Raw genomic sequence first — 4,871 nt, 5'->3', positions numbered from 1 at the left:
GCCGGCGGCCGCGGACCCATGCTTCGTCCGGCACCTGCGCGCCCCGTCCGCCGGTGCGGTGCGGGCGCGGGCGGCCGCGGCCGGGGCGCGTCTTGCGCTGGTGTTGCGTGCGGCGCGGTTCCCTTGGCTCCCGACAGCCGCCTATGCGAGTTGGGGGACGGACATGACGACGGTGACCGGCGGCAGCCCGGTGCCCGGCGGCCACACCGCGGAGCACCCTCCCGAGGCCGGTGACGCCTTCTGCCGGTTGCTCCTGGGCGAGACGATGGTGAGCTCGGGCGGGTACTGGGAGGACGGCGAGGAACTGGCCGGGACGCTGGACGAGGCGCAGGAACGCAAGCTCGACCGGTTCGTCGAACTCGCCGGCGCCGGCGGAGCCCGGCGGGTACTGGACCTCGGCTGCGGCTGGGGCACCCTGCTCAACCGGCTCACGGTCGTCCACGGTGTCGAACACGCCGTGGGCCTGACGCACAGCCCGCTCCAGGCGCGGTTCGCCGCCGGCTTCGGCAACCCGCGGATCTCGGCGCGGGTCGAGGACTGGCAGGACCACGTCCCCGACGGCCCCTACGACGCGGCGTTCGGCATCAACACCCTCGAACAGGTGGTTCCCGCCGGAGCGGCACGAGACGAACGAGCGGCCCGCTACCGGGCGTTCTTCACCACGGTGGGCGCGGCGCTGCGCCCCGGGGCCCGACTGGTACTGCACATCCTCACCGCACAAGTGCCACGCGCGGACGACCGCGGGCCGGCCGCGGATCTCGCGTTCCTGCGCCGCGCCGGACATCCCTTCCCCACTGGCCACATTCCCCGCCTGCACGAGGTGGTGCAGGGCGCCGACGGATCGTTCGACGTCCTCGATGTCGTGGACGAGTACGCCTCGTACGCGCGGGCCTGCCGGGCGTGGCTCCAGCGTCTGGCGCGCTGCCGTGACGTGGCCGTGGTCCTGGCGGGCGAGGACGTGGTGGCCCGCTACGAACGAGGGCTGGGCATCCTGGCGTGCGCGCTGGAGGACCGGATCCTCTGCAACGTCCGCGTCACCGCGGTCCGCCGCTGACCACCCGACGGCGGTGGCGGCAAGAAGGGCGCGGTGAACCGGACGGGGGCGCCCGCTCGGCGCCGGGGGTGGGACGCCGAGCGGGCGCTGCTGGAAGGGGTGCGGTCAGCGTGGGGGCGGAGCGCTGCCGCGGCGGACGGCCCCGACCGGACAGCGACCGCGGCTCCAGCCCATGCCGACCGCTGGCGGGTCATCGGCCGAGGGGACGCCCGCCGTCACGGTCGTCACCGCGGGGCGGGAAGTGCGCACAGGCGACAGGTCCTCCGCCACCTGGACGGTCCCGTCCGGCGGGGTGGGCCGGTCCGGTGCGGCCGCCGATCGGCCGGCGGCGGCGTAGACGGCCAGGAAGGTGGCCAGGCCCAGCGTGCCGGGGCAGGCGGCCAGGATGGTGACGGGCACGCCGCTGCCCAGCCGAGCGCACAGGGCGGCATGCGTACGCAGCGCGGCGGCGGTCACCGCTCCCGCGTCGCGGTGCGCCGGGCCGGTGCCGGACATCCGCAGGGCCTCCGCCCGGGCCAGGGCAAGGAGTCGGGCCGTGCGCTGCTGCGTCGTCGCCTCGGACATGTCCCCCACGATCGCGCCCGGCACTCGAGTCCTTCTCGACTCCCACTCATGCGCCCCGCCGCCAGAGATCCACGGACGGGCCGGTGGCGAGGGTCAGGTGCGGCGGCGGGTGGCGGTGTGGAGGCTGCGGGCGAGCCGGACGGTGTCGCCGGTGTCGCCGGTCAGGACCACGACCCGGGACCGTGCCCCGTGCGCGGCGGCCAGCCGGGCGGTCTCGCAGGCGACGATTCCCTGCCCGGACACGGCGCCCAGGACGAGGGAGGTGCCGACCCTGGTTCGTGCGGCAAGGGCGGTCGCCCACTCAGGCGGCCCACCGGATTCAGGGGCCAGCAGGACGAGTTCCTCGGGTCCGGGGTAGGCGTGCGCGAGCCTGTCGTGGAACACCTCCGGCCGGCCCGGCGTCTTCATCAGGGCGACGGTGCCCGCACCGAAGTGCCGCGCGCGCCGCAGCACCACCAGCTCCGGCCCGGCGGCGGGGGTGTGCGCACCCCTGCCGGCTCCTTTCAGCAGGGCGCCGGATGGAGGGCCGGCGGTGGGAAGCAGTTGGAGGACCTGGGCGACGGTGGTGGACTCCCCCGCCCGGTGAGGGAGTTCGCACAGCAGCAGGCGGATGTGACGGGCAAGGGTCTCGGCAGTGGCGAGCGGTGCCCGGCTGCGGGAGGTCATCACCAGGCGCCGTGCCTCATCGTGGTGGGCGGTCAGCGCGAGCGGGAAGTCGCGGTGTCCGGCCGGCTGCGGCAGGGGCTCCACCCGGGTTCCCAGGGCGGCGAGTTCGGTCTCCAGCGTGGTGCCGAGCGGCGGGTGGCTCTCGAAGGAGAGGAGGCTCCCGGTCGCCGGCGGCTGCCCGGTCCAGGCATGGATCTGGCCCGCCGACGCCCATTCGTACCCGGCCATGTCCAGTGCGCGGTCACGCAGTTCGGCCAGCAGTGCGGGGACGGTGGCCCGCGGATCGATCCTCACCGACAGCGGCTGCGGGCCGCTCAGCGCGCCGGGCAGGCGTTCCACCCCCTCCAGGCCGACACCCCGGCCCGAGACGGAGGTGCTGAACCGGACCTGCGCCGCGCCCGCCGCTCCGCCGGCCCGGTACAGCAGCAGCGCCCACACAGCCTGGAGCACCGTGCTCTCGGTGACCCCCCAGCTCACGGCCCAGGCGGCCAGCGCGCCGCTTTCATCCGGGGTGAGCCCGAACCGGACACAGCCGCAGTCCTCCCACGCCTCGACTCCGACGGCGCTCATCTCCCTGGCGACGTCAGCTTTCCGGGCCGGCGCTCTCAGCCCGGCGACCGGCCCCTCGGTGAACCCATCGGCTCCGAGTGCCGGTTCGACGACTTCGACGACTTCGATGGTGAATCCGCCGGTACCGGCCGCAGGTTGCGGGGTACCGGTGATGAACTCCTGCCCGACTACGGCAGCTTCGTCACCGGCGGCCCCGTCGTCACGGGACAGGCTGCGGGTGAAGAACTCCTTCGCGGGGGCGGTGTCCTGACCGGTGAGCCAGTGCAGGTAGTCACCCATGTCGGGTCGGCGCTGCCCGCCCGGCAGGCGGCCGTCGGCGAGATAGGCCCGGCAGATCTCGCGCAGCAGCAGGCGCACGCTGAACGCGTCGAGAAGGGCGCGATGGTAGGTGAGGAGCAGCCGGCTGGGCGCGGTCGCGGGAGGAGCCACCTGCGCGTCCAGGACGGTGATGCGCAGCGGTCCGGGACGGCGCGGGTCCACGCCGCGGCGCAGGTCGCCTTCGAGGAGCGCGGGCCAGGCGGCGGGCGTGTACGGCAGCCGCTGCACCTCGGCGTCGATACGGTCGTGGATCACGGTGGCGGGGTCGGGGCCGTCGTCGAAGGCGGTGCGCAGCACGCTCTCGCGCGCGACGACGGACTGCCAGGCGGCCGTGAACCGTTCGGAATCCAGCGGCCCGTGCCAGTCCCAGGCGAGCTGCTCCACCTGGCGTCCGGTGCCGGGGTGGGCATCGGCGTCGGCGAGCAGCTCGCGCTGGAGCGGTGTGGAGGCGACACTGCGGGCCGACCGCACGCCGACCGTTCCGGGGCGGGTGAGCAGATCGGCCAGCAGACCGAGCGGGAAGTCACCGGGTACGGCGCCCGCACCGGCGGTGAAACGCAGGGTGTGGTGCTCCGGCCCGTGGGCGGTGAGTACCGGGCGCCAGGCCGCGGCGGCCGAATCGCGCAGCGCGATGTCGTCCAGGGCGTGCTGGACGCGGGTACCGTCCACCGCGCCGTACAGCTCCAGGGCGGGCAGCAGCCCGGGGTTGGAGGTCGGGCCGAAGTCCACGACAACGGCCGTCGGTTCGTTCCGCGTTCCGCGTGTGAAGGGGCTCCTGCTCATCGTCTCTTCGGGGACGCGCCGGAGAAGACCCCGCCCTCCTCCCTCGGTGGAAGCGCTGAACGAGTATGCGCGGACCCGCCGACACAGCCCTGACACCGGACCGACACGGCACTCGTGGCCCCGCCGGAACGGGAAGCAGCGGGCGGAACAGGTGAAGTGCACGAGAGGCGGTGCATGGACACGGCGCGGCGGGGTCCGCGGGCAGCGTCTTCCGCCGGGACCGACAGACCGCGCCGGCCCACGATCCGATGGGAGTGAGGGATTCCGGCCAGGGAGCACCTCCCTTCCGGCCAGGTGGGAGGGTGTTTGAGCCAGGCGGGCTGGTGTTTCGGCCAGGCGGGGCCGGCTCGAGGGTGTCATCAGACCCCTTGGAGGTCCCGTCCACGGCGGGTGGAGGGAGCGGGGGCGGTGCTCTGTGTCTGCGTAGCGTGCCAAGAGGCAGAAGTGGACACGAGCACGAGGAGCTCGCCATGGAAGTACCCAGATTGGGGAAGCAGGCCACCGCCGCTTCCGTCGACGACGCCTTCCATGTCTTCGACACCACGCTGCGCGACGGCGCGCAGCGTGAGGGCATCAACCTCACCGTCGCGGACAAGGTGGCCATCGCCCGGCACCTGGACGAGTTCGGCGTGGGGTTCATCGAGGGCGGCTGGCCGGGTGCCAACCCCCGTGACACCGAGTTCTTCGCCCGCGCCCCGCGAGAGATCACCTTCCGGCACGCGCAGCTGGTCGCGTTCGGCGCCACCCGCCGCCCCGGCGCGCAAGCGGCAACCGACTTGCAGGTCAAGGCACTCGTCGACTCCGGCGCGCCGGTGGTCTGTCTGGTCGCCAAGTCGCACGACCGGCATGTGGAACTGGCCCTGCGCACCACTTTGGAGGAGAACCTGGAGATGGTCCGCGACACCGTCTCCTTCCT

At 73.8% G+C, this 4,871-nt stretch carries 3 protein-coding genes and 1 pseudogene; 2 read left to right on the top strand and 2 right to left on the bottom strand.

All coding sequences use genetic code 11. From position 1 onward, the window contains the following. Positions 1–163: 163 nt before the first annotated feature. Complete coding sequence (locus ACFWU3_RS36375) at positions 164–1,054, top strand: SAM-dependent methyltransferase (RefSeq protein WP_384445886.1); 891 nt, start codon at positions 164–166, stop codon at positions 1,052–1,054. Positions 1,055–1,159: 105 nt separating this feature from the next. Here the strand turns inward: ACFWU3_RS36375 and ACFWU3_RS36370 are convergent, their stop codons facing one another. Continuing rightward, positions 1,160–1,618 (bottom strand): hypothetical protein, encoded by a 459-nt coding sequence (locus ACFWU3_RS36370; protein WP_384445884.1) that lies wholly within the window; start codon positions 1,616–1,618, stop codon positions 1,160–1,162. 93 nt (positions 1,619–1,711) lie between these two features. Next, complete coding sequence (locus ACFWU3_RS36365; RefSeq protein ID WP_384445882.1) at positions 1,712–3,955, bottom strand: condensation domain-containing protein; 2,244 nt, start codon at positions 3,953–3,955, stop codon at positions 1,712–1,714. 470 nt (positions 3,956–4,425) lie between these two features. Here ACFWU3_RS36365 and ACFWU3_RS36360 point away from each other — a divergent pair. After that, positions 4,426–4,871 (top strand): annotated as a pseudogene (locus ACFWU3_RS36360) (citramalate synthase); the annotation flags it as partial.

This window comes from Streptomyces sp. NPDC058685 (assembly GCF_042714725.1).
Classification (GTDB): Bacteria; Actinomycetota; Actinomycetes; order Streptomycetales; family Streptomycetaceae; genus Streptomyces.
The sequence above is the reverse complement of the archived record's forward strand: the minus strand, read 5'-3'. Positions and strand labels throughout refer to the sequence as shown.